This is a genomic window from Vibrio sp. 1-Bac 57, from assembly GCF_037546855.1.
Classification (GTDB): Bacteria; Pseudomonadota; Gammaproteobacteria; order Enterobacterales; family Psychromonadaceae; genus Psychromonas.
The window spans coordinates 1-26,833 of the sequence record NZ_JALAAC010000026.1 but is presented as its reverse complement, the minus strand read 5'-3'; the positions used below and the strand labels follow the sequence as shown (position 1 = coordinate 26,833).

The following is a 26,833-nucleotide window of genomic DNA, read 5'->3' as shown; positions in this document are numbered from 1 at the left end:
ACAAACACGCGGATTATAGATAAATCCATAACCCGCGAGTTGAAACGATCTTACTTATTTAGGGGTTACCTAATTATTTTTTCTCGTCTTTTACTTCTTCAAACTCAGCATCAACGATGTCATCATCTTGCTTAGCTTGTGCTTCTGGTTGTTCTGCACCGGCTTCACCAGCTTGTGCTTTTTGTTGAGCAACTTCAGCTAGTTTTTGTGATGCTTCAGCTAGCGCTTGAGTTTTAGTTTCAATTGCTTCTTTGTCTTCGCTTTTAATTGCAGCTTCAAGTTCAGTCAACGCAGCTTCGATTTTTTCTTTATCGTCAGCTGGTAGTGCGTCGCCTGCTTCTTCAATTTGTTTGCGAGTGCTGTGTACTAATGCATCACCTTGGTTACGTGCAGTTACCATTTCTTCGAACTTTTTATCAGCATCAGCATTTGCTTCTGCGTCATTTACCATTTTTTCAATCTCTTCGTCAGATAGACCTGAGCTTGATTTAATCGTAATTTTTTGTTCTTGGTTTGTATCTTTATCTTTAGCAGATACATGCAAGATACCATCAGCATCCATATCGAATGTTACTTCGATTTGTGGTGCACCACGAGATGCAGCACGAATACCTTCTAGGTTGAATTGACCTAAAGATTTGTTATCCGCAGCACGTTTACGCTCACCTTGAAGAATGTGGATAGTTACCGCACTTTGGTTATCTTCAGCAGTTGAGAATGTTTGTGACTGTTTAGTTGGGATAGTTGTATTTTTATCAATAACTTTCGTTAATACGCCACCCATTGTTTCGATACCTAAAGATAACGGTGTAACGTCTAATAATAATACGTCAGTTTTGTCACCTGAAAGTACAGCACCTTGAATCGCCGCGCCCATTGCAACTGCTTCATCAGGGTTAACATCTTTACGTGCTGCTTTACCAAAGAACTCAGCAACTGCTGCTTGTACTAAAGGCATACGAGTTTGACCACCAACTAAGATAACATCATCGATGTCACCAACAGATAAGTCAGCATCTTTAAGTGCAATACGTAATGGCTCAAGTGTTGCTTTAACCATATCTTCAACTAAAGACTCTAATTTAGAACGAGTTACTTTAATGTTTAAATGTTTAGGACCTGATGCATCTGCAGTGATGTATGGCAGGTTAATATCAGTTTGTTGTGCAGAAGAAAGCTCGATTTTTGCTTTTTCAGCAGCTTCTTTAACACGTTGCATCGCTAATGGATCTTTAGTTAGATCGAAGTTCTGGTCTTTTTGGAACTCTTTAACTAAGAAGTTGATTAGACGGTTATCGAAATCTTCACCACCTAAGTGCGTATCACCATTAGTTGCTAATACTTCAAATGTTTTTTCGCCATCTACTTCATCGATTTCAATGATTGAAATATCGAAAGTACCACCACCTAAATCGTATACAGCAACAACGCTGTCGCCTTTAGAATTGTTAACACCGTAAGCAAATGCAGCAGCCGTTGGCTCATTGATGATACGTTTAACATCTAGACCCGCGATACGACCAGCATCTTTAGTTGCTTGACGTTGCGCATCGTTAAAGTAAGCAGGTACTGTAATTACAGCGCCAGATACTTTTTCACCTAGGTAATCTTCTGCTGTTTTTTTCATTTTTTTCAAAACTTCAGCAGAGATTTGTGGAGGCGCCATTTTATTGCCACGTGCTTCAACCCATGCATCACCGTTATCAGCTTTTACAATTTCGTAAGGCATAATTTTGATATCGCGTTGTACTTCTTCATCTTCAAAGCGACGACCGATAAGACGTTTGATAGCAAATAAAGTATTTGTTGGGTTAGTTACAGACTGACGTTTAGCAGGTTGACCTACTAAGATTTCGCCATCTTCTGCATAAGCAATGATTGAAGGAGTAGTACGTTCGCCTTCTGCATTTTCAATGATTTTAGCTACATCGCCATCCAGTACAGAAACACATGAATTCGTAGTACCTAAATCAATACCGATAATTTTACCCATTTTAACTCTCTCCACACTTGTTAATGTTGTTACTTGTTTAGTTGACTAACTGCACGTTGGCAGTGTCTGTTCGATACTTTATATATAAGGGGCTATTTTTTTGTTTCAAGGGCTACAAGCAAAAAAAATGACTTTTTTTTAAATAATGCTTATTGCAGTAAATCACTAAGCTGCCCTATTGTTTAAAAACAATGATTAAAGCGCTACATTTTTATAAAGCAACAAACAACCGCTCACTTGTCTTTAGGCATAATATTGATTTAATCAATATTATTTAAAGCAATGCCTTTAACCGCTCCTGCCTAACATTTAATAGTTAGGGCGATGTAGTCATAAAAAAAGGTGCTAAAGCACCTTTTTATTCATTTTTATTTTAGCCAATACTTTTACAAGCTTTTAGCTTTCAAAAAAATTATTCTGCAGCTTTTGAAACCACAACCATTGCTGGACGAATAACTTGACCGCCATTTAACTCATAACCTTTTTGCATAACAGCAACAACTTGGTTAGGCGCAACACCTTCAACCACTTGCATACTCATTGCTTGATGCTTTTCAGGGTTTAATGTTTCACCAATTGGATCGATTTGTTGAATACCGATGCTTGCAATCGCTTTCAATAGTTCAGTTAAAGTCATTTCAACGCCATCAACCATAGGTTTTAAGGTTTCATTCTCTTTATCTGCGTGTTGAATTGCTAGTTCTAAGTGATCAACAACTGGCGTTAATGCATTAGCAAATGTTCTTAAAACAGATTTACGACGGTTTTCAGCGTCAATACCTGCTTTACGGATTTCATTTTGAGAGAAAGCTTGAGCACGGATCACAAGATCTTTTTGCTCTGATAATGCTTCTTCAGCCAACGCTAATTTTTTAGTTAACGTTTCAATTTGAAGAGCTTGCTCATCAACAACTTCGACAGCAACATCTTCAGTTATTGTTTCTGCATTTTGCTCGGCAGCTTCTTCGCCTAAAACAGTTTCAATTGCTTCTTCAACAGTCTTTTTTTGTTCTTCGCTCATAATTCAATCCTACTTAATATTATTTGGGTCAGTTTTATAAGCTCTATTATGGGGATAGTAATAATAGTTTCAAGCCTGTTAATAAAAACATTTATAACAGGTATACTGAAAGTCATCATTTTTTCGCAAGTAGGCATTCTATGAGTCTGGATAATCAGCAACAATCTGAATTTAAAACCATTGGGTTAATCGGCAAACCACAACACACTGAAGCACTACAGACACTAACTAGCCTGTACTATTTTTTAGAAGCTCGTGGCCATTCAATCATTGTTGACCTGCGTTTAGCAGAGGATTTAGACCTACCACAAATACGCTATGAAGATTTAGTGGGGATTGGCCAAAAATGTGATTTAGCGATAGTCGTTGGTGGTGATGGATATATGTTAGGCGCTGCTAGAGTGCTAGCACGATTCGATATTTCAGTGATTGGTGTAAATAGAGGTAACTTAGGTTTTTTAACGGATTTAGACCCTGATAACTTTGAACAACCACTTAGTGAGGTATTAGAAGGTAACTATCAAACTGAACATCGTTTTTTATTAGAAGCGCAAGTACATAGCCACGGCCATATGAAAAGCAGTAGTACAGCGGTTAATGAAGCAGTGTTACATCCCGATAAAATTGCACATATGATCGAATTTGAAGTGTATGTTAATGATAACTTTATGATCAACCAACGTGCAGATGGTTTGATCCTATCTACACCAACCGGTTCGACGGCTTATTCTCTGTCAGGAGGCGGCCCAATTTTAACGCCAAAACTGGATGCAATTAGTTTACTGCCGATGTTTCCTCACACCCTTAACAGCCGCCCTATTGTTATTGATGCCAATAGTATTGTGCGATTAAAAATGGCACAGTCTAATACGATAGAAATGCAAATCAGCTGCGACAGTCATGTTAATTTATCAGTGTTACCTGGCGATGAAGTAATTATTAAAAAGACGCAGCATAAATTGCACTTGGTGCACCCTCATAATTACAACTACTTTAACGTGCTTCAAACTAAATTTGGTTGGGGTAATAAACTGTTTTAATACATTTAACTGACTAAAAACCAGTACAGGCTACCCAAGGTTTGTACTGGTTTAAGTGATCCCCTAACCATTACCATTCAATCTCCCCTTTCAACACGTATTTGTTATTAACCAAAACAACATTTCTATATCAATAAGAAAGTGAACAGCATTAAAAAATTAACGAAAATTAGACAAACAGCACTTTACTGTTTAAAAAAACAGTATTAAACTGCAACCACAAACTGTTTATTTAAACAGTACTTTTAAACGAGTGTTTTTAAACTACTGCTTTTAACTAATGGTCATTTCGTTGTTAATATAATCGTTAAGATAATCATAGGATATCTATTTTATGCTAAGCCAATTAACTGTTCAGAACTTTGCAATTGTGAAATTTCTAGAGCTTGATTTTCACCAAGGTATGACCACAATCACAGGTGAAACAGGTGCAGGTAAATCAATTGCTATCGATGCATTAGGCCTATGTCTTGGTGACCGCGCGGATGCAAGCATGATCCGCCAAGGTACAGATAAAGCAGAAGTGAGCGCTCGCTTTAACCTGAGTGACACACCAAATGCACTTGCATGGTTAAGTAATAATGATTTAGAAAATAGCCTGAGCGATAACCCTAACGAATGTTTATTACGCCGAATTATTACCAAAGAAGGACGTTCGCGTGCTTACGTTAATGCAACCCCTGTACCGCTTTCTCAGTTAAAAAGTTTAGGCCAGCTATTAGTTAACATTCACGGTCAACATGCACACCAAAGTTTATTACGTCCTGATATACAGCTATCGATTATTGATGAATATGCCAACCATCAACAACTAGTACAAAAAGTAAAAGACACTTACCAAGGCTGCCACTTTCTAAAAAAACAATTACAGCAACAACAGTTAAGTCAGCAAGAAAAACAAGCACGTAAACAGTTATTGGAATACCAAATCATTGAATTAGATGAGTTTGCATTAGCAGAGGACGAGTTTACAGAAATAGAGTCCGAGCATAAAAAATTAGCCAACAGTGGCGCGCTCTTAGAGAACACACAAATCAGTTTAAGTTTATTAACGGATTCAGACGACGTTGATGCACTAACACTATTACAGAAAAGTATTTCATTACTTGAATCACAAGTTCAGCACGATAGTAAGCTTGAAAGCATTGTCACTTCGTTACAAGAAGCCGTGATTCAAATTGAAGAAGCAGGCTACGAATTACGCCAATACAGTGAACAACTAGAACTGGACCCAGAACAATTTGAGCAATTGGAATCACGTTTAAGCCAAGCGCTGACATTAGCAAGAAAGCACCAAGTTCAACCAGAAATGTTATATACGTTCCACCAAAAACTTAGCAAAGAATATCAACAACTTAATAATAGCGAAGCACAAATAGAGAAACTGACGATTGATCTTGATAGCGCAAAACAAGACTATATTAAACATGCACAAAAACTCAGTCAAAGCCGTCAGCGTTACGCAAAAGAATTAAGTAAAAAGATTACTCAAAGCATCCAAAAGCTTAATATGGAAGATGGCCAGTTTGAAGTTGCAATGACTCAACACGGTGCTGATAGCCTTAGCCCTCTTGGTATTGATGGCATCGAATTCCAAGTTGCTGCAAATGCAGGGCAAGGGTTACAAAATTTAGGTAAAGTTGCGTCGGGTGGGGAATTATCACGTATCAGCTTAGCGATTCAAGTGATCATCAGCCAACGCGTTTCAACACCAACGCTAATTTTTGATGAAGTTGATGTAGGTATCAGTGGCGCAACTGCCGCAGTAGTTGGTAATTTATTACGTCAATTAGGTGAAAGTACACAAATATTTTGTGTTACGCATTTACCGCAAGTAGCAGGTAACGGTCATCAACATATGATTGTTAATAAACATAGTGACGGTAAAAGTACCAATACTAATATGCAATTATTAGATGAGTCAGAACGTATTCATGAACTCGCAAGGCTATTAGGCGGAGATAGTATTACCGAACATACATTAGCCAACGCAAAAGAATTACTAATTTCATAAATGAGTTAATTGGTTAATTGGTTAATTGCCCGCCCCCATTACCAATCAAAATGCATTACTCACTCAGGGTAATGCATCACCTACCACCTAACTATTAAACATTTAAGCGTTGTTCCGCTTTCACTTATTTTTGCAATAACAACTAATTAAGTCCAGCGAGTAGGTAATATCAATTATAACGCTGATTATGGAAACTAAGTGTAATGATACTGCGCAGATCAATGAAACCACGCAAAGCAATAACCTACCTCACAAAACAAAGCGGCGCTAAATAATCTATTAAATGTTTAATGCGGTTAGTGAGACAAAACCAAAAGAACAAAGCGGTCACTAAAATAGTTTGATATATTAAAACCACTTTTCTCGACTGGCTTTAGCAATGAAAAAATTACTTTCACTGATATTTATTATTACCCTCTCTGGTTGTTCTCAATTTAATAACTCAGATTCTGAAGACAATACGCTATTAACAAATCAGACTTGGGAACAGCAAAAGCAAGCATTACAACAACTTGATCACTGGACACTCACCGGTAAGCTGGCTATTTTTCTTGAGTCGGATCGCCAAAGTGCCAATATTTATTGGCAACAACAAGGTGATTATTATTCAATTCAACTCACTACTTTTATCGGTACTCGTATTCTACAAGTCACTAAAAATGAACAAGGTGTTGAGATTATCAACAATGATGATGAAGTATTTACAGGACAAAATGCCAACACTTTAATTAAACAACTCTCCCCTGGTTTAGATCTTCCTATTGCTGCGTTACAACAATGGATCAAAGGTAATCCTGCGAATGCCTCTTACCAACTCAATGATCAACAGCAAGTCAGTGAACTAGTGGGTTTAGATGCAAGCCAAAATCTTTGGGAAGTTGACTTCCAACAATACCAAGTTTTCTCTGGCACCGTTTTACCCACCAAAGTAAATCTTAAGCGCGATGATATCCGCGTCAAAATAGCTATTAATCAATGGAAAGTAACAAACTAATCGAGTTTATTATGCAAACTGAATCTATTCGCTGGCCTGCACCTGCGAAATTAAATCTTTTTTTATATATCACCGGACAACGTGCCGATGGTTACCACGAATTACAAACCTTGTTTCAGTTTATTGATCGCTGTGATCACCTCACCATAACTGCGAATAACAGTGGCAACATTAGCATCAGTCCTGCTATTGAAGGTGTGCCACTGGAAAGTAACCTTATCTATAAAGCTGCGGTGTTATTAAAACAACATACAGGTTGCTCATTGGGTGCACATATTGATTTAGAGAAAAACCTCCCGATGGGTGGTGGCTTAGGCGGCGGTTCATCAGATGCAGCGACAACATTAGTCGCACTCAATTACCATTGGGATTTAGAGTTAAGTGAACAGACCTTAGCTGAGCTAGGTAAATCATTGGGCGCAGATGTACCTATTTTTATTCATGGAAAAGCTGCAATTGCAGAAGGCGTGGGCGAAATTTTGCATTCCGTTCAGCCGAAACAAGCTCATTATTTAGTAGCGGTACCAGATTGTCACATATCTACCCCTGAAGTATTTAAAAATCCATATTTAAAAAGGGATACAAAAAAGCTTCAACATGAGCAACTTATGAGCAATAAATGGACAAATGATTGCGAGCCTTGCGTCAAAAAACACTATCCGGTGGTTGCTAATACCATCGACTGGTTGCTAGAATACGCCCCGACTCAAATGACTGGGACAGGGGCATGTGTGTTTAGCACATTTGACCATGCTAATGAAGCTGAGTTATTAGCACAACAAACGCCAAAATGGTTGAATTGCTTCACCGCGGAAGGCTTAAATACTTCACCTCTACGTGAATTATTATCTACAAAAAAATCAGACTAATTAGTTGAAATTTCAACTAATTACACTTGTTAATGACATTGCGTCATTGACTAAATCAACAGGATGAAAGAGGTCCTCAAAGTGCCAAACATGAAACTATTTGCAGGTAACGCAACACCCGATCTAGCTCAGAAAATAGCAGATCGTCTTTTCATCAAATTAGGAAGCGCAGACGTAGGTCGTTTTAGTGATGGCGAAATTCACGTGCAAATTAATGAGAATGTTCGTGGTGATGATATTTTCATCGTGCAATCTACTTGTGCACCAACGAACGACAACTTAATGGAATTGATTGTAATGATCGATGCACTTCGTCGCGCATCAGCTGGTCGTATTACAGCTGTAATCCCATACTTTGGTTACGCTCGCCAAGATCGCCGTGTTCGTTCAAGCCGTGTTCCAATTACTGCTAAAGTAGTTGCTGACTTCCTTTCAAATGTTGGCGTTGACCGTGTAATGACTGTTGATTTACATGCTGAACAAATTCAAGGTTTCTTCGATGTACCTGTTGATAACGTATTTGGCAGCTCAGTGCTATTAGAAGATATGTTAGAGAAAAAACTAGAAAACCCAATGATTGTTTCTCCAGATATCGGTGGTGTAGTTCGTGCTCGTGCACACGCTAAACTATTAGATGATGCTGATCTAGCAATCATTGACAAACGTCGCCCTAAAGCAAATGTTGCTCAAGTTATGCATTTGATTGGTGATGTTGAAGGCCGTAACTGTATTATCGTTGATGACATGATCGATACCGGTGGTACATTATGTCAAGCAGCTGCTGCACTAAAAGAACGTGGCGCACTATCTGTTTATGCTTATGCTACTCACGCTGTATTCTCTGGTTCTGCTGTTGATAACATCAAAAACTCTGTAATTGATGAGTTTATCGTAACGGATTCTATCCCATTAACAGATGAAATCCTTGCGACTGGTAAAGTTAAGCAACTGACTTTAAGCGGAATGTTAGCTGAAGCTATTCGCCGCGTGAGCAACGAAGAATCAATTTCTGCGATGTTCCATTACTAGGTTTCATATTTTACTTTTATAACTAAGGAAACAACGAGATAGTTACCCTCTCTTTGTGTTCTATTTTGAGAAGCGCTTATTTGTTATAAATAAGCGCTTTTTTTATGCATTTAATTTGTACAAAAGCGTTTACTGAGTTACTATGGCGCGCCTTTTTTATACACCCTAACGGGGAAAAAGGCGGTTATCGCTGGTCGCAAACGATAATCTATTTTAATTTGAAAAGACATTTTGTTTTTTCAACAATGGAGTTTTACCATGTCAATTACATTAGTAGCAACAAGCCGTACAGATTTAGGGAAAGGTGCGAGCCGCCGCCTACGTCACACAAACCAAACACCTGGTGTTGTATACGGTTCAGGAAAAGATCCTGTATCTCTGACTTTCGAACACAAAGAATTAATGAAAGTTGAATCTATTGAAGCATTTTACTCTTCAGTATTGAACTTAGAAATTGATGGTGTTTCTGAGCAAGTATTGCTTAAAGCTATTCAACGTCACTCTTTCAAAGAGCGTATCCAACATTTAGATCTTTTACGTGTTGATGCAACACATAAATTACAAACAACTGTACCGCTGCACTTCTTAAACGAAGAAACTGCTACAGCTGTTAAAAATGGTGGCGTTATTGCTCACTTAGCAAATGAGTTAGAAGTAACTTGTTTACCAGCTGATTTACCTGCGTTCATCGAAGTTGATATCGCAAATGTTGAAATTGGTGGAACAGTTCACATCTCTGATATCACATTACCTAAAGGTGTTGAGTCTGCTGAGCTTGCTAAAGGCGAAGAGCATGATTTACCAGTACTAGCTATCACAGCTAAGAAAGTAGCTGCTGAAGGCGAAGAAGAAGAAGCAACAGAAGCAGCTGACGCTGCTGAGTAATCGTGTCAACTACGATTAAATTGCTTGTGGGCCTGGCTAATCCAGGCCCCGAATATGCAAATACTCGACACAATGCCGGACAATGGTACATACAACAACTCGCCTCACAAGAAAACATTCAGCTAAAACCTGAAGCAAAGTTTTTTGGTCTTACCGGTCGTATTCAGTTTGCGGGTAACGACATTCGTTTATTAGTTCCAACTACCTTTATGAATCTTAGTGGTAAAGCTGTTATCGCAATGGCAAAATTCTACCAAATTAAACCAGAAGAGATTTTAGTAGCCCATGACGAGTTAGACATTTCCCCAGGAGTAGCAAAGTTTAAACTGGGTGGCGGTCATGGTGGGCATAATGGCTTGCGAGATATCATTTCCAAGTTAGGCAATAATAAAAATTTCTACCGTTTACGTATCGGCATCGGCCATCCGGGCGATAAAAGTCGTGTTAGCGGTTATGTACTTGGTAAAGCAACAAGTACTGAACAGAATTTGATCGAGCAAAGTATCGATGAAGCTGCCCGTTGCACACACATTTTAGGTGTTGACGGCATAGAAAAAGCGATGAATCGCTTACATAGTTTCAAAGCACAATAACAGTTAATTAATAGGATAAAATCATGGGTTTTAAATGTGGTATCGTTGGTTTACCCAATGTTGGTAAATCGACCCTTTTTAATGCATTAACAAAAGCAGGCATTGAAGCGGCTAACTTTCCTTTTTGTACAATCGAGCCAAATACTGGCATCGTTCCTGTACCTGATCCACGTTTAGATCAACTGGCTGCGATTGTAAATCCGCAGAAAGTTTTACCAACGACCATGGAATTTGTTGATATCGCCGGTTTAGTTGAAGGCGCATCAAAAGGTGAAGGTCTTGGTAATAAATTCCTAGCAAACATTCGTGAAACAGATGCTATCGGACACGTTGTGCGTTGTTTCCAAGATGACAATATCGTTCATGTTGCGGGTAAAATAGACCCACAGGAAGATATTGACATCATCAACACTGAATTAGCACTAGCCGACTTAGAAAGTTGTGACCGCGCTATTTTACGCTTAGGTAAAAAAGCCAAAGGCGGCGATAAAGACGCTAAATTCGAATTACCTATTCTAGAACGTATCAAAGCACATTTAGAAGCTGACGGTATGGTTCGTGGTTTAGAACTTGAAAAAGAAGAACGTGCAGCAATAGACTACCTAAGCTTTTTAACGCTTAAACCGACTATGTACATTGCTAACGTTGCTGAAGATGGTTTTGAAGATAACCCATTCTTAGACAAAGTACGTGAAATTGCAGAGAAAGAAGGCGCGGTAGTTGTACCTGTTTGTGCTGCGATTGAATCTGAAATTGCAGAATTAGATGATGAAGACAAAGCTGAGTTTTTAGAAGGTATTGGTCAAAGCGAACCAGGTCTTAATCGAGTTATCTACAGCGGTTACGAGCTATTACACCTACAAACTTACTTCACAGCTGGTGTTAAAGAAGTACGTGCTTGGACAGTGCCTGTTGGCGCAACTGCACCGCAAGCAGCTGGTAAAATTCATACTGATTTTGAACGTGGTTTCATCCGCGCTGAAATTATTAGTTTTGATGACTTTGTTGAATTTAAAGGCGAAGCCGGCGCAAAAGAAGCAGGTAAATGGCGTTTAGAAGGTAAATCTTACGTCACTAAAGACGGCGATGTGATTCACTTCCGCTTTAATGTTTAAAGGCTAATCTGCTTACTAAATATCAAAAGGCAACTTCGGTTGCCTTTTTTGTTTTTACTTTTTAGCTTTTTTCTTTTTTCTTTTTTCTTTTTTCTTTTTTCTTTTTTCCCTGCACAGTTAAAAACGATAAGCTAAGAAAAACCTAAATTAAGCAATTTCTAACCTGTTTCTACCATTCTTTTTCGCCTCATATAAAGCATCATCGGCACGTTTTAAAAAGCGTCCAAAATTTTCATCTTGCTCTGATATTTTTGCCATACCGATACTGATAGTGACATTAATATTGTGCGGGTTAAGTGATTCAATCGCATCCAATAAACCCACGGCTTTATTAAATGCCTCTTCATCTTCACAGGGATCAAATAGGATCACAAACTCTTCACCACCGGAGCGAGCAATCAAATCTTGATCGCTACAATCCTGCGCTAATGTTTCTGCTACTGCTTGTAAAACAACGTCACCCACTGCATGGCCATGGGTATCATTGATCTTTTTAAAATGATCAATATCTATCATTAAGACCCAAAGTGCAAAGTGATGACGTTTTGCAGTCAACACCTCTCTTTCTGCAATATCCATTAAATAATGACGATTATATAATCCAGTTAATTGATCATGAAAAGCCATTTGGTTGAGCTTATCTCGTTGCAATTTAAGCGTTAAATGTGTTTTAACACGAGCGACCACAATTGCAGGTCGAACCGGTTTAGTAATGTAATCAACGGCGCCAATTAATAAACCTCTTTCCTCATCTTTCTCTGCGTCTAAACCAGTAAGAAAGATCACAGGGATCGCAGCAGTCAGGGGGTTTTTCTTAAGCTGCTCGCAGACTTCATAACCATCCATATCCGGCATAGTGACATCTAATAAAATAAGATCAGGTTGAGGATGTATTTGAGCTATTTGCAAACATGCTGCACCATTAGTCGCAATTTTAACTTGATGCAAATCTTTTAGACATGAGGCTAATATTTTTAAGGTGACATGTGAATCATCAACAATCAACACCGATTCATTTTTAGACATAACTTTCTAAACTTCCCTATGTTTCGAATGCTGTTTACTATTATTCGCTTAAAAATATAGCATTTTGACTTTATTCTATTTACCTAATATTCCAGTGACTCATATTTCATTGGCTAATATTGCAGTTTATTAGCCTGTATAGCGTAGCTAACTTGGTATTGTTTGCAACTCATCGAGGTTAATCAGCGCAAATTTTAATATCAATCCCCTGCTCTGAAAATAAGGCTAATAGCTTAGGGTCTGAGCTTGAATCTGTTACTAGGCAATCAATTTTGTGCGCATCACAAACTTTATGCGTCGCCATTTTACCTAATTTCAAATAGGACGCTAAAGTCACCACTTGCTCTGATTGCTCAATAATAGTGGATAATGTTTCCGCTTCATCAATATGATTAATGCTTAACCCTTGGCTTGGATGTAACGCACACACCCCTAAAAAACTACAATCAAAATGAATCTTTCTTAACATAGCATTAGTAGTTGCACCAAGCGCCATCACTGAAGGTTTGAATATTTTTCCACCTAACAAAATCAACTCGATATTATTATGGTGGATAAGCTTAGTGGCCACCAGCGGACTTGGCGTAACCACGGTAAAATTAAAATGCGTCGGTAAATTCATTGCAAGTTGTAGGCAAGTACTTCCCGAATCAATCAGAATCGTTTGCCCCTCTTTAATTAACGGAATAGCAGCTAGTGCAACACGTTGCTTTAAGGGGTCGATTTCTTCATGTCGTTGGCGATACTCTTGGCTTTCATGCTGCAAAGGCAAAGCGCCACCATGCACACGACGTAATTGCTTAAGTTCATCTAATAACTTTAAATCTCGGCGTACCGTATCTTCAGACACACCTAATTGCAGGCTCAATTCAGTTGCATAAACACGGCCCAATTGACTTAATAATTCAAGAATTTTGCTGTGCCTTTGTTGTTGTAACATATTATCCCCTGCGGTTTTTTTCATGATCTTACTTGATTATGCCGTAATATCTATTAATTATTCAGTGTGTTGTGCGCGAAAATACCTGCTTAAACCGTTAAAGCGCACTTTGTTTGTATTGGCGCATCACCGTTAGATCTTTAGTTTATGCCTACAACCTTTTATCTAACGGATGTCCTGCACCTTTTACGTACCAACTGAATCATCCGCAGCATTTGAATCTGCGGAAGCAGTACTACCAATAAAATGATATTCAGGGGCTAATTGACTAAATCCGGCTGACGCACCTTTGGTCACGTGTATTTGATGATTAATACGCTCTTTTAATGCATCCACATGGGAAATAATACCAATCAACTTTCCAGAGGCATTAAGTCTTTCAAGCGCCTCTAAAGCAACTTCTAAGGTGTTTCCATCAAGGGTGCCAAACCCTTCATCTAAAAATAACGATTCTATCTGTGTTTTATGGCTCACCAAGTTTGATAATGCTAGCGCTAACCCTAAGCTTACTAAAAAGCTTTCACCTCCCGACAATGTTTTCACATCTCGCACTGTATTTGCTTGCCATAAATCCACTACTTGTAACGCTAATTTGTCTTCTTGATTACGCTTTAATTGATAACGCTGGTGTAAATTTCCCATCTCTTGATTAGCTAATTGCACTAGGTTATCTAAAGTTAGCCCCTGCACAAACTCTCGATATTTATTGCCATCTGCAGCACCGATCATCGTATTTAAGAGTTGCCAATATTCCGCATGTTCCTTACGTTTTTGTTGCTCCGCAATAATGCCAGCTTGCTTATGTTGATTCACTTTATCGTTACTGAGCGTTGCTTTATCCGTTAACCATTGCTGATTAATCTCTTCATTTTGCTGCATATAAGTCGCGAGTTTTAACTCTAATTCAGTGAGCGAGTCTTTACTCACTTGCTGTTTAAGATGCGCTTGATGGCGCTCAGTTAAAGCGGCTAATTTACTTCTATCACTTATTAGCTGTTCATTGAGTGTCGCTTGTAATGTCTGTAGCTGATTGATTTCTAATTCTGTTAACATCGCACTCTGCAACGCTTTTTGGTCATCAAAATCACTGGCTGCAAGTTTTTCAGCAAACAGCGTTTGTTGACGTTCCTTTTCTAACTGTTGTTCTTCAAGTTGCGTGTTAAGCGATGATAGCTGACCAGATGATTCATTTTGCTTGTTCAATAATGTTTGTTGCACAGACAACGCCTGATCGCGCTGTAGTTCCGCAGCAACTTGCGCTTGCTTGATTTCATCCACTAATACTTGCTGTGGTTTATCACCAAACTGCTCAAGACGTTGTTGTTTATCTTTTGATAACTGCTCATCAATCAAGGTCAACGCAGCACTTAATTCACTTGAAGTCGCTTTAATTTGATTTAACGCTTGCTCCTTTAACAACACACTTTGATTAAGTTGCTGTATCTCTTCAGATAAGGTTTTTACCTGTTGTTTATCCTGTTCAAATTCATTGATTTTTTGTTGTTGCGTGGTTAACCAAGTTTGCGGTGCGGCAAATAATTGTTTCGCCTCTTCTTCGCTCAATAAGGCAGTGATACTTTGTTTTTGCGCCGCTAATAACTCATCCTCTTGTGCTAATAGATGTGCATTGGCATTAATATCAGCTTTTGCACTGGCGATGTTTTGCTCACAACTGTTGAGCTTTTGCTGCTGCGCACTTAGCTGTTGCTGTAACTGCTGCGCTTCATTCTGTGCTTTTTGTAATTGTTCATTAAATTGTTGTAACGAAGTTTGCACATCGCTAAGTTTCTCTAGCTTTTGTTTTAGCTCCGGCAATTGCTCACGTAATTGATTTAAACTTTGCTCAAGGTAAGGTTGCTGATAGCCAGTTTGCCACTCTGCTAATAAAGCTTGTTTCGCTGTGGTCAGTTCCTCTAATTCATTAGTTAAATTAGAAAGTTGCACTTGTTGCGCTTTATAATCTGATTGTATTCCCGCGTAATCACTACGTGCAGTAATTAACTCTTCTTCTTTATTTTGCAAACGCCTTTCAGTATTACCATCATCCACAGGTTGATAGTTTTCTAGCGCGGGATGATCTAATGATCCGCATAAAGGACAAGCTTGATCAGGTTGAACTTGTTGCTGTAAGCCCGCCAAGCTTAAGATAATTTGTTCCTGTTTAAGCAAACGCTTTAAATCAGCAACATTCTGCTTAAGGATTAATCCTTTATCTTTTAAGCCCTGTAACGTCATCGCCGTTTGCTGGTGTTGCGACTTTAATAGGTTAACCGCCTGCGTTTTCTTTGCATTAGCGTCATCATTCAACTGAATTTTTTCTGCTAGTTGAATTTGCAAAGAAACAGTCTGTTGTTCATTGTATAACTGATTAATAGCACTATTAAGTTGGCTTGAATCAGTTAACTGATGCGCTAAGAATAATTGTTCAATCTGTTGTTTTTTATCGTTAACCAACTGCTCCGCTTGTGACTGCTGTTGTACTAATAAAGCGCCTTTTTTTTGCTCTTCAGAGTGCAGGTTCTGCTGCGTAGTTAAATGCTCAGCTAATTTTTTATCTTTATTGTTAAGCGTTAATTGATTGTGTTGATGCTTGATGAAATCACTTATCTGATGCTCAACTAAAGGCAAGTTCTTCTGTAACTGCTCAAGCGCTGGCTGTGCAGCATTTTTCAACTCCAGAGCTGTTAATGTTTTCTGCTTACCGCTTAAACTCGATTGTTCTGCTAGCAATGCGCTTTGCTTTTCGTCTATCTGCTTAGCCAATAATGTAGCGTCATGCTTTTTGTCTACTAAGCTTTGCTGCGTTGATTTAATGCTCAGATCCAGCGGGATCAACGACTTATTAATCTCAGAGAGCTGTTTTTCACTACTTGTAAAAACCTTCTCTTTTACTTCAGAAAGGTCAGAAACCTTAAGCGCTTGTAACTTTATTTCTTCTGCTAATTGATCCGCTTGTTGCTGTCTAGTAGTGAGCGTACTTTGTAACTGCAGGCATTTTTCAGTCACTGCCTGCAAATATTCAAAGCTTTGTTTTAAACGTTGTGCTTTTTCAGCTAACTGCAAACGCGCTTTATCTACTTCAAAATCATTCACCGCTGTTTGCGCAGAATCGAATTGTAGTTGTTGCACGGTTAACTCATCGGCTAATGACTGCGCCATTTGGTGCCAACGAATAGCCAACTCTAATGCTTTAACGGATTTATCATTCTCTGATTTTTTAGTCTCTAATAATTCAATATTTTCCTGTAACTGGGTAATCTCTTCTTCACCGAGCAAGGTCAATACTTGAGACTGGGCACTTAACACTTTCAACTCTGCTTGCACGATTTTATTTTGCTCAAAAACTTGCCTTGAGATTTGCGCGTAAATTTCTGTGCCCGTTAACTCTTCTAATAATTCGCCACGCTCCTTGGCCGGTGCATTTAAAAAAGCAGCAAATCCACCTTGTGCTAACAACATAGACTTTGTGAAACGAGAGAAATCTAATCCAGTTATTTCTACTACTTGCTTTAAAACGTCACTGACTTTACTAGCAATAATTTTTCCGTTGTCATCGGCTAACTCAGCAAAGGGAGGTTGTAACTTACCTAAAGCACTTTTTCTAGCTCGGCTTTGCCCCCAAAAAACACGATACTTTTTACCTTTAACGGCAAACTCAACCTCTGCTTCACAATCCCCTGTGCCACGAGTCATTAGCTCATTTTTACTGTGCGTTATTTTATCTAAGCGCGGAGTTTGTTGGTATAAAGCCAAACATAGCGCATCTAAAATAGTACTTTTACCCGCGCCCGTTTGCCCAGTAATAACAAATAACCCATTATCGACAAAAGCTTGCGATTGAAAATCTATTTTCCAATGGCCCTTTAATGAATTTAAGTTTTTAAAGCGTAAGCTACAAATTCTCATGATTGCGCCTCCACATCCGCTAACACTTGTTTGTATAACAAGGTTAATTGTTCTTGCTGAACGTCGCTGAGATGATCTTCGCTGCTTAACCGGTATTCAAATAACTGCGTAGGTGTTAACGTTTCAAGCGTCACCCCTTGCTGTTCACTCCATTGGCTGGACTCATTCACCTGCGGACTACTCACTTTTAAAATCTCAATACCACTATCAACCACAATTTCATTCAATACCGACTGTAAATCTATTTCCACATAAGCTTGCTTTAATTTCACTTCAGCCCAAATTTCATCATCCTTTGACTCATTAACTAGCGCCGTTAATTGCTCACTTACTTGCTTTAAATCCCCCGTGATCACAATCAATGGCTGAAAACAAGGAATTGGATATTCATTAACTGTTAACTCTTCCCCATCAGCTTCAATAATAACCACTTGTTTTTGGTGCTTACTTTCATCAAAACTTAAAGGGATAGGTGAACCTGAATAACGAACCGTATTATTTTTTTGCACCATTTGAGAACGATGAAGATGACCAAGCGCAATATAATCAAAGGCAGGAAATAAGGTTGATGGAAAAGCCGTTAAGGTACCGATATAAATATCGCGAACAGACTCAGTAACGGAACACCCGACAGCGGTTAAATGACCAGTTGCCATTACTAGTTGATGTTGCTCAGTTTGTTTTTGTTTTGCTAACTGATAAATGTCTTCATAGGTTTGTGCGATACCCTGTTGAAGATTCATCTGCTTTTGTTTGGCAGATAAACCATGCTCGCCACTCATCACATCCGTTGCGCGTAAAAAAGGTAAAGCACAAACCAACCCTTTCTCACCTTTACTGTTACTTATTTCAATTATATGGTCGTTTAAATTTTCACTTAAACCAGCAAGCACAGCGACATTTAACGCGTTTAATAAAGATTTACTTTCATTTAACACCGCAACGCTGTCATGGTTACCTGAAACAATCACTAACTGTGAACAATAACTCTGCTGTAATTGCACCACAAAGTCTGCATACAACTTACGCGCATAAGAAGCAGGCGAAGCACTATCGAAAATATCACCCGCGACAATCACAGCATCTACCTTTTGGTCATTCACTGTTTCAATTAACCAGGATAAAAATTGCTGATGTTCTTTTTCACGCGTTTTCATCATAAAATACTGGCCAAGGTGCCAATCTGAGGTGTGTAATATTTTCATGTTTCACTTTTCTTGAATTAAATGAGAGCCAGTTTATCTTTTTCAGCCATATAAAACTCTATTCAGCGTTGTTTTTGATTATGTTTGCACAAAATAAAAACAACTTGATTAGCAATTAAGCAAAAAAACAAAAAAACGTTTTTTTTATTAAAAAATAGTTGACGAGGTTCACTGATATCCGCATAATGCGCCCCATCGAAACGACGTACTGTTCTGCAGCGGTTGTTAAGATTAAAGTAAAAAATGGCTACATAGCTCAGCTGGTTAGAGCACATCACTCATAATGATGGGGTCCCAGGTTCAAATCCCGGTGTAGCCACCATTTACTTTACGCGGAAGTGGCGGAATTGGTAGACGCGCTAGATTTAGGTTCTAGTATCGTAAGGTGTGAGAGTTCAAGTCTCTCCTTCCGCACCATTCTTTATTCAATAAAGAATCCAATCAGAGAAGTTCAACTCTTTAAAAAAACAATTCGGCGCAAGCCAAGAGATTAAACTCTTAAAAATAGTAATTGGGATATCGCCAAGCGGTAAGGCACCGGGTTTTGATCTCGGCATTCAGAGGTTCAAATCCTCTTATCCCAGCCACATTCTCTAATTCGTTTTTAACGGATTGGAATCCTTGAAGAAGGCTAAACTTGAAAGAGAATAAACTCTCTAAAATTTACAACTGGGATATCGCCAAGCGGTAAGGCACCGGGTTTTGATCTCGGCATTCAGAGGTTCAAATCCTCTTATCCCAGCCAAATTTTGCGGAAGTGGCGGAATTGGTAGACGCGCTAGATTTAGGTTCTAGTATCGTAAGGTGTGAGAGTTCAAGTCTCTCCTTCCGCACCATTCTTAACCACACCAGTTAAGAAATAAATTAACCAGCTGATTGCTGGTTTTTTTATGTCTGAAATTTGAGTTTGCATAACTTCACTTAAACTCCCTTATCCTAACCACATTTACGAAAGCGGTAAACTGGTAGACGCGCTAGATTTAGGTTCAGCTACTCCCAAAGAATGCGTAAGGTCTGAGAGCTCAAGTCTCTTCATTCCGCACCATTCTTAACCACACCAGTTAAGAAATAAATTAACCAGCTTATTAGCTGGTTTTTTTATGCCTAAAATTTGAGGAGACGCACCAAAATTAGGTTCAGCTATTAAGGTAACTAAATTTTTTCAACTTCGTGATTAAAGCGCTTTTGACCTAACCTTCTTAACCCCTCGTGCCTTCGTGGTTAAACGGCTTTTGATTTTAAAAGATATTAAGCAACCACGAAGCCGCTACGCTGCACGAAGGACACGAAGAAAATACAAGTAATGCTTTAACAGACCATAGGGTAAGCTATTGTCTGTTACTTAAATGCTCAAAATGCAAGGTTTCCCCCTATTCAAAATCAAAACTAATACATTCCATATTGCTGTTGTTAATACGGAACTATTTTATCTATTCACATGATTAAAGTTTTAGTTACGACTTTAACAAGTTGATTTATTTGGAAAGGAAGGTATTGTTCATCAAATTTAAATAAATTAGATGATTCTGTATAACAGACAAAATACGGATGAATCTACTTAGTTACGCTGTTAAATTTCTAAAGGGGAAGTCAGTGGCAAACGGTGAGTTTGGACTAGAACGGGAATTCAAAATAATTAAAAGCGAAATTAGAAAGGTTTTTACTCCTCACATTCCTGTTGATGAAATCGAACATTTTTTTGGTCGAGAAGAAGAGGCTACAAGACTTGTTAGTGTTATCAACTCTCCTGGACAGCATATTTTAGTTTATGGCGATAGAGGTGTCGGTAAAACTTCACTGGCGAAAACTACTTGTAAAATACTTTTACACAAATTACAAAGAGGCCTTTTTTTTGAAAAAAGCTGTGATTCGAGAGATACTTTTGCATCTATTTTTGAGGAACCATTAGAGGCCTCTGGGGTTGATTTTTCTATTAAAGAAAAAACTCAAACACATAATGAGGGAGGTGGAGCAGGTATCAATTTCGGAGTTGCAAAAGTTGATATTTCATCAAAACGAGAAATAAAAACGACTACTTCAGCCATTTTCAAACCGGACTCGCCTTCTTGGGTTGCTAGTCAGTTAAAAAACATGTCAGGTGTTTTTTTGATTGACGAGGCGGACTCTATACAATCCGATGATGATAAGAAGAAAATAGCTGAACTTATTAAATTGTTAAGTGACAGCAATTCAGAATTTAAACTAGTTGTTGTAGGTATAGCGGCAACTGGAGAAGAGTTAACTGCAGGGCATCCATCTGTTGAAAGGTGCCTTAAAGAAGTATCACTTCAAAGAATGTGTAATGATGATCTTAAGAAGATTATCTTAAATGGAATGAAAAAATTGAATTTAATACCAGATGATTATGTTGTAAATAAAATCGTCGATATTAGTGCTGGTTATCCCCATTTTACTCATTTAGTTAGCCTCAAATGTGGCGAGCATGCGATTGCAAATAATGAGCGACACATAACTAAAGAAACACTTGTAGTTGCTTTAAGTGATGCTGTAAAAGATTCTGAAGGTGCTCTCCAGAGAATGTTAGAAACTACATTAAGAGTTTTAAATAAGCCAAATGAGTATAAGTTTCTTTTGTTAACTGCTGCGTACTGTAAAACGCCTGAATTTCGAAGTGTGGAATTAAGAGAAAAGCTGCTTTCCAAGTTTGGTATTAAAATTGAACCACAAGCACTAAGCAGACGGTTAACCTTATTGACTAAAGGTGATAAAAAAACAATTTTGCATAAACCTGCTAGAGGGTGTTTTCAATTTACAGATCCACGAATGCCGAGTTTTTTGAAAATGGCACTAAATTCAGATGATAACGAAATTTAATCGGGTAGCCGGGGGCATCTAACCTCCAGCACCCTGTATGCGGCTCCGCACAGGGCGCTTCATCTTATGATGAATAGTGAATCTTAATCCACAAATCCTTTAATAAAATCAAACCTTGTCTGGCTAAAAGCTCATTACTGATCGCTATATTGATCCCTTTGGTTTTCGAACTACGACAAGGTCCTTTGCTGGTACTTTTTATAAAAACACAGACACAGGAAATAGATAAACGTTCACTGAATCCAAGTTATGTTTTATTACATGGTTCATTTTTACTGATTATTTATCTGTGTTTTTTTGGCGGCCTGAAACCTGTAGGCTAATTTTTTAAAATAGTCTTCGCACAAAATCACAATAAGCTACCCCTTGTTTAAATACTGAAATGTATAAAATTGAACAATATTTTCACTAAAATCTCGTTATGATCTATTTAAATCTTTTTGCAATTTCAAACATACAGATTGCTGTCGATATTATTTACAATTATTACTATTCCCACAGCCAAGGTTAATGATAAGCATATAATAAATATGAAATTATAGTCACTGGATCATAATATGCATTGTGTTTAGTCTCACAAAGGTGAAGTTTATTAAAATTTCACGAATTAATAGGGAGATTAAAATGAAAAAAATTATACAAGGGATTTTGGTAACAGGGACTATATTGGCTGCTAGTTCTTCTGCCTTAGCAGTTCCGGTAGCCTGGACTGATTGGACAAACGTTAGTGGAAATACTGCCACAGGTACGATAGATGGCATTGCCGTCACGGTAACCGGCACTGCAGCTTTAAATGGTTTATCTCAAACAGGTACCGGTACCAATTTCTGGACGGAGCCAGATGTTACTGACCTAGCCTATACTGGAGGCACAATTGATAATGCCCCAACAGCAAGTGAGCAAATTGGACTAAACACAGCTAACAGTATTACTGTAACTTTCGGATCTGCGATTAATAATCTGTACATGGCATTACTGAGTGTTGGTCAGCCTAACTATACTGTCACTTACGATTTCGATCAGTCTTTCACAATTGACAGTGAAGGTCGCGGATACTGGGGTAATGATGTAACCAATGGTGTGCTTGGTGCCAACGATACTCTGGCAATGCAGGAATTTCACGGCACGTTACTATTCGATGCACCAGTCACAACGATGACTTTCGACACTAATCCTGGGGAATATTGGCATGCATTCACTTTCGGTAAAGCGACGAGTGTTCCTGAGCCCGGCTCATTTATATTACTAGGCCTCGGCTTAGCTAGCCTTGGCTTCAGTCGTCGTAAAGCAAAAGTGCTGAAAACTGACAAACTTTAATCAATATTTATACTTTACTAATAACGACTTAACGTCGTATGAAGTTAAGTACTTAACCTTCCTCACCCTTTGTTGTTGCTTTGACTTTAAAAATTAAAGCAACCACGAAGCGCTACGCTTCACGAAGAACACGAAGTAAAAACCTTAAGGTGCAAAAATAACTATTTTGACCTTACCTTCCCCCCTCTTCCTGCCTTCGTGGTTAAACCGCTTTTGACTTTAAAAATCAAGCGACCGCAAAACGCTACGCTTCACGAAGAATACGAAGTAAAGACTTAAAAAATGCAAAGATAATTATTTTTATCTGGCATTAAAGTGCTGCATTCACAAACTTTAAGCTACTTTTATACTTTGCTAATAACGACTCAACATCGCATGAAGTTAAATGCTTAACCTTCTTCGCTCATAAAAAAGCAGTCAAACGATGATTGAATGCTTGAGCATCAGTCAAAAAGGGAGCATGTCCTTTTCCTAAAAAAATATCGAACTGCGTGTTAGGAATCATTTCAGCCAAATACAATCCCGCACCTAAAGAACAAACAGCATCATCTTCTCCTTGCAAGATGAGAGTAGGAACCTGAATTTGATTGAGCATAGGCCTTAAATCTGTAGAACCAATATTACCTATACTTTCCAATGCAATAGAAACAGTCGTTTGCTGTGAAATAGCATGTATTTCATTTTTTAATTGTTCGCTATTTATTTCTGGAAACATCATTTCAACAAAGCCTCTTGAACCAACACTGAAATCATTATGTAGAGCGGTAAGAAGATATTCAGCGCTTTCTGGTGGTATAGCAGGTTCAAAATCTTCTGGAGGAGCAACGAGAAGCGCGGTACTTCCAACCAGCACCATCTTCGATAAAGCCTCTGGTCTGCTTACTGCATAGCTAATGCCAATAGCACCTCCCATAGACCAACCAATTAAAATAGGTTTCTTTATATTTAGATGTTCAATAAGCAGGTCGATATCATCTAGCCAAATATCTGGAGTGTAAGTTATATCATTCGGTTTAGCTGATTGACCAAACCCAGTAAGATCAAAAGTAACTACTCGCCTATTCTTTGAAAAATGGGATACCTGCTCTCGCCACACAGAACTACTAGCCATCCAACCGTGCACAAATAAGAGAGTCGGCTCTCCACTTTGTTCCACTCCTATATCGTCATAATATAATTTTTTACCCGCATTCTCTAAGAACATAGTACCTTTATTTCCATATTTAAAAATTTACATTTTTTCTAAAATTGAATTGATTGTGCTTCCTACGCTCTAGTCTAACCAAATAACAGCGTTTCTGATTAACAACCAGAATCAGGGATAACCGTTTTACCAACTTATAAAAATTAATTAAATAGAACAACTATTAACCTAACTTCTGGAACTTAGCTAGCCTATACCCAACCTGAAAAAGTATCTTAAACTAGTATTAAGTAAGGTTTATTTGATTAAGAATTTAATATAAAAACTCACAAACTAATTAACACGTTAAATAAAATTACCTTTGAAATTTCAAAGTGTCAACTTTTTAAATCCTCATAATAAATCTTAAAATTTAAAATTATTTTTTAATGTCACTGATAAATAAACAGTAACTCCCACACAAAAAATAGACAATTAAAGAACAAAAAAAATTAGTTAAAGTTTAAACTTACTTTTTAAAGCATTTCTATTTTAAATATAAAATTACTATTTATATTTTTAAAAAAGGACAAAGATCACAATAAAAAACCAAACGAAATGCTTACAACATAATTAACGCGATATGTATTTTCAATAAGTGTGAGGTTTATCATTAATACTTTTATCTCAATGCCTATATGATCTGAACTTACTTTTACCTAATAAGAGCAGATCCTCTAGAATAAATTGCAGCGCTACTATTATTTACCTTCAGAAACAATTATTTTGACAATACTAAAAGTAGGATAGGCACTATTGAACTGCTCGATGGGGTTATTGGCGTTTATTACAAAGGATGGGGAATATCTGACATTTTACTCTTCGAGTATTCTTAGTTAGTCTGATTTTTTATTTTAAAAGCGATGGTAAAAGTAGCAGGTAACGTGCAGGGCAACACCCACAAACTTTAATCAACATTTATACCTTACTAATAACGACTTAAAGTCGCTGAAGTTAAGTACTTAACCTTCCTCGCCCTTCGTGGTTAAATCGCCTTTGACTATAAAAACTCAAGCAACCACGAAGCGCTGCGCTTCACGAAGAACACGAAGTAAAAACCTTAAGGTGCAAAAAATAACTATTTTGACCTTACCTTCCCCCCTCTTCGTGCCTTCGTGGTTAAACAGCTTTTGACTTTAAAAATCAAGCAACCACGAAGCGCTAAGCTTCACGAAGAACACAAAGTAAAAACTTTAAAAATATGTAAAGTTATTGTTATGACCTAACCTTCTTACCCTTCGCACCTTTCTGGTTAAAGGGCTTTTGACTTTATCTTTCTCAACCTTCAAACCTTCCTAGTTAATCAGCTTGTGATTTTAAAAGTGCAAAACCCAACAACGTTACTTTTTCACAATTGGAAGCTGTGATAATAAAATTAAGGTCGCAGAGTCATAGTCTGTTTCTGCTGTTATCTCTGGCAATGGTTTAGCTTCTGTATTATTCATTCTGGCTTCTGTGAGGGTTTTAATCGCCTGTATTCCACTATTAGCCGTTTGCAATGAAGCTTGGCCTGTTAGTAAGTTCATCGACGCAGGTAAAGGATTCTTAGCCCAAAAATTCATAAATGGAGTCATTAATTGTGCTTGATAATCTTGCGCTAACATTAGATAAAGCGGTAATCGACTCGCATTATCTCCATATTCAGCAGAGATAGCACCTTGTAAGCTTGCTTTGTTCTCTGACAGAATCATCCAATCTGCAGGTAAGTTCCAACCACCAAAGCGAGCTTTTTCCAACAGTGATGTTCCTGATTTATAGACTTCAGCCCAAATAGGATCGCCTGTTACTTCAGTAAATAGATTTAAAGCGGGGAATACCCAGTAGGATAAATTGAGCTGAATGCTGTCAGCGGGTAATTCAAAATCTGTTTCACTTGGTAAGATCAGCTGATAACCGAATTTTTGACGAATAAGTTTAGTTTTAATAGCATCTAACACTCGCAACCCTTCAACAAGATAAATTTGACGATCCCATTTATTTTCTGCCGCTAATAAAGCCCACGCAATAATGATATCGCCATTGCTTGCATTGCTTTGAGCAGAGATACATTGATTATCACACAGCCCTTTTTCGGTAGCCGTATATTGTTGGCGGAATAAGTGATCTTCGCGCTGCATATTTTTTTGTGTCCATGCCCACATCTCTTGAAACTGATCTCTATCATTAGAAAATACGGCAAACAATAATGCAAAACCCTGCCCTTCGCTGCTTGATATATTATTGATCTCACCATCAAGCACTCGTCCGGACTCGATGAATTGTTGTTTGTAAGTAATCCAATTTTTTTGAAATGGCGTTCGCTCAAAAGAAAGAAATTTTGGTAAAAATGATATTGCAATCAACGACACAATTATTGCGATGAATATAGTTTTCTTCATTTTCCGAGGGTTCCTTAGGCTTTTTTAAGATAATGCGGTATAGAAAAACAAGTCGCCATGATAAAGCTGAACATAATAAAAAGCACCCATAATAAAAACCTTCCCCACCCTTCGAGTCTTGGCGGTTAACACGCTTTTGACTTTAAAAACTCAAGCAACCACGAAGCGCTACGCTTCACGAAGAGCACGAAGGAAAAATCTAGAAAATAATTATTTTTATCTTACCTTCTTCATCCTCCGTGCCTTCGTGGTTAAATCGCCTTTGATTTTAAAAAAATAAGCAACCACGAAGCGCTGCGCTTCACGAAGAGCACGAAGGAAAAACCTAGAAAATAATTATTTTTATCTTACCTTCTCCACCCTGCATGCCTTCGTGGTTAACCCGCTTTTGACTTTAAAAACTCAAGCAACCACGAAGCGCTGCGCTTCACGAAGAGCACGAAGGAAAAACCTAGAAAATAATTATTTTGATCTTACCTTCTCCACCCTG

At 38.1% G+C, this 26,833-nt stretch carries 18 protein-coding genes and 5 tRNA genes; 15 read left to right on the top strand and 8 right to left on the bottom strand.

Annotation, left to right across the window (positions count from 1 at the left end):
* Nucleotides 1–73: 73 nt before the first annotated feature.
* A complete protein-coding gene (gene dnaK / locus MT391_RS15190; RefSeq protein ID WP_499498827.1) occupies nt 74–1,993 on the bottom strand; it encodes a molecular chaperone DnaK in 1,920 nt (639 codons plus the stop codon).
* A gap of 412 nt (nt 1,994–2,405) precedes the next feature.
* Nucleotides 2,406–3,014 carry a nucleotide exchange factor GrpE gene (gene grpE, locus MT391_RS15185; RefSeq protein ID WP_166372179.1) on the bottom strand — a complete coding sequence of 203 codons (609 nt, stop codon included), beginning with the start codon at nt 3,012–3,014 and terminating at the stop codon, nt 2,406–2,408.
* Nucleotides 3,015–3,154: 140 nt separating this feature from the next.
* Between grpE and nadK the strand changes: the two genes are divergently transcribed.
* From nadK to ychF, 8 genes are all read left to right on the top strand, one after another.
* Nucleotides 3,155–4,054 (top strand): NAD(+) kinase, encoded by a 900-nt coding sequence (gene nadK / locus MT391_RS15180; RefSeq protein ID WP_499498825.1) that lies wholly within the window; start codon nt 3,155–3,157, stop codon nt 4,052–4,054.
* 334 nt (nt 4,055–4,388) lie between these two features.
* Nucleotides 4,389–6,068 (top strand): DNA repair protein RecN, encoded by a 1,680-nt coding sequence (recN, locus tag MT391_RS15175; RefSeq protein ID WP_166372177.1) that lies wholly within the window; start codon nt 4,389–4,391, stop codon nt 6,066–6,068.
* A 379-nt stretch (nt 6,069–6,447) separates the two neighbouring features.
* On the top strand, nt 6,448–7,062 hold the full coding sequence (gene lolB / locus MT391_RS15170) for a lipoprotein insertase outer membrane protein LolB (RefSeq protein WP_499498823.1): 615 nt from the start codon (nt 6,448–6,450) through the stop codon (nt 7,060–7,062).
* A gap of 11 nt (nt 7,063–7,073) precedes the next feature.
* Nucleotides 7,074–7,931 carry a 4-(cytidine 5'-diphospho)-2-C-methyl-D-erythritol kinase gene (gene ispE / locus MT391_RS15165; RefSeq protein WP_499498821.1) on the top strand — a complete coding sequence of 286 codons (858 nt, stop codon included), beginning with the start codon at nt 7,074–7,076 and terminating at the stop codon, nt 7,929–7,931.
* Between the two features lie 81 nt (nt 7,932–8,012).
* On the top strand, nt 8,013–8,960 hold the full coding sequence (locus tag MT391_RS15160; protein ID WP_299668834.1) for a ribose-phosphate pyrophosphokinase: 948 nt from the start codon (nt 8,013–8,015) through the stop codon (nt 8,958–8,960).
* 258 nt (nt 8,961–9,218) lie between these two features.
* The gene (locus MT391_RS15155) at nt 9,219–9,845 is read left to right on the top strand and encodes a 50S ribosomal protein L25/general stress protein Ctc (RefSeq protein WP_166372173.1); all 627 of its coding nucleotides are present in this window, start codon (nt 9,219–9,221) and stop codon (nt 9,843–9,845) included.
* A gap of 2 nt (nt 9,846–9,847) precedes the next feature.
* Entirely contained in the window at nt 9,848–10,438 is a 591-nt protein-coding gene (pth, locus tag MT391_RS15150) for an aminoacyl-tRNA hydrolase (protein ID WP_028866982.1), read from the top strand.
* A gap of 23 nt (nt 10,439–10,461) precedes the next feature.
* Nucleotides 10,462–11,553 (top strand): redox-regulated ATPase YchF, encoded by a 1,092-nt coding sequence (gene ychF, locus MT391_RS15145; RefSeq protein ID WP_166372172.1) that lies wholly within the window; start codon nt 10,462–10,464, stop codon nt 11,551–11,553.
* Nucleotides 11,554–11,700: 147 nt separating this feature from the next.
* Here the strand turns inward: ychF and MT391_RS15140 are convergent, their stop codons facing one another.
* From MT391_RS15140 to sbcD, 4 genes are all read right to left on the bottom strand, one after another.
* Complete coding sequence (locus MT391_RS15140) at nt 11,701–12,579, bottom strand: GGDEF domain-containing response regulator (RefSeq protein WP_166372171.1); 879 nt, start codon at nt 12,577–12,579, stop codon at nt 11,701–11,703.
* 178 nt (nt 12,580–12,757) lie between these two features.
* Nucleotides 12,758–13,543, bottom strand: a complete 786-nt coding sequence (locus MT391_RS15135) for a DeoR/GlpR family DNA-binding transcription regulator (protein ID WP_240923655.1) — start codon at nt 13,541–13,543, stop codon at nt 12,758–12,760.
* A 162-nt stretch (nt 13,544–13,705) separates the two neighbouring features.
* Nucleotides 13,706–17,425 (bottom strand): AAA family ATPase, encoded by a 3,720-nt coding sequence (locus tag MT391_RS15130; protein WP_499498818.1) that lies wholly within the window; start codon nt 17,423–17,425, stop codon nt 13,706–13,708.
* A complete protein-coding gene (sbcD, locus tag MT391_RS15125; RefSeq protein ID WP_499498816.1) occupies nt 17,422–18,630 on the bottom strand; it encodes an exonuclease subunit SbcD in 1,209 nt (402 codons plus the stop codon). Before sbcD ends, MT391_RS15130 begins: the two co-directional genes overlap by 4 nt.
* Nucleotides 18,631–18,875: 245 nt before the next feature.
* On the opposite strand from sbcD, the gene MT391_RS15120 reads away from it, so the two are divergent.
* The 7 genes from MT391_RS15120 to MT391_RS15090 all read left to right on the top strand — a co-directional run bounded on the left by MT391_RS15120 (nt 18,876) and on the right by MT391_RS15090 (nt 22,782).
* Nucleotides 18,876–18,952: transfer RNA gene (locus tag MT391_RS15120), tRNA-Met, on the top strand.
* A gap of 10 nt (nt 18,953–18,962) precedes the next feature.
* Nucleotides 18,963–19,047: transfer RNA gene (locus MT391_RS15115), tRNA-Leu, on the top strand.
* 95 nt (nt 19,048–19,142) lie between these two features.
* A tRNA-Gln gene (locus tag MT391_RS15110) sits at nt 19,143–19,217 on the top strand.
* Nucleotides 19,218–19,300: 83 nt separating this feature from the next.
* Nucleotides 19,301–19,375 (top strand) — tRNA-Gln (locus tag MT391_RS15105).
* 6 nt (nt 19,376–19,381) lie between these two features.
* Nucleotides 19,382–19,466, top strand: a tRNA-Leu gene (locus tag MT391_RS15100).
* 757 nt (nt 19,467–20,223) lie between these two features.
* Nucleotides 20,224–21,465 (top strand): nSTAND1 domain-containing NTPase, encoded by a 1,242-nt coding sequence (locus MT391_RS15095; protein ID WP_499498815.1) that lies wholly within the window; start codon nt 20,224–20,226, stop codon nt 21,463–21,465.
* Between the two features lie 666 nt (nt 21,466–22,131).
* Complete coding sequence (locus tag MT391_RS15090) at nt 22,132–22,782, top strand: PEP-CTERM sorting domain-containing protein (RefSeq protein ID WP_499498813.1); 651 nt, start codon at nt 22,132–22,134, stop codon at nt 22,780–22,782.
* A gap of 403 nt (nt 22,783–23,185) precedes the next feature.
* Here MT391_RS15090 and MT391_RS15085 read toward each other — a convergent pair whose 3' ends face one another.
* Both MT391_RS15085 and MT391_RS15080 read right to left on the bottom strand, forming a co-directional pair.
* Nucleotides 23,186–23,986: an alpha/beta fold hydrolase gene (locus tag MT391_RS15085; protein WP_499498811.1), complete on the bottom strand. Its 801-nt coding sequence runs from the start codon at nt 23,984–23,986 to the stop codon at nt 23,186–23,188.
* A 1,319-nt stretch (nt 23,987–25,305) separates the two neighbouring features.
* A complete protein-coding gene (locus tag MT391_RS15080) occupies nt 25,306–26,343 on the bottom strand; it encodes a family 8 glycosyl hydrolase (RefSeq protein ID WP_499498809.1) in 1,038 nt (345 codons plus the stop codon).
* Nucleotides 26,344–26,833 lie beyond the last annotated feature (490 nt).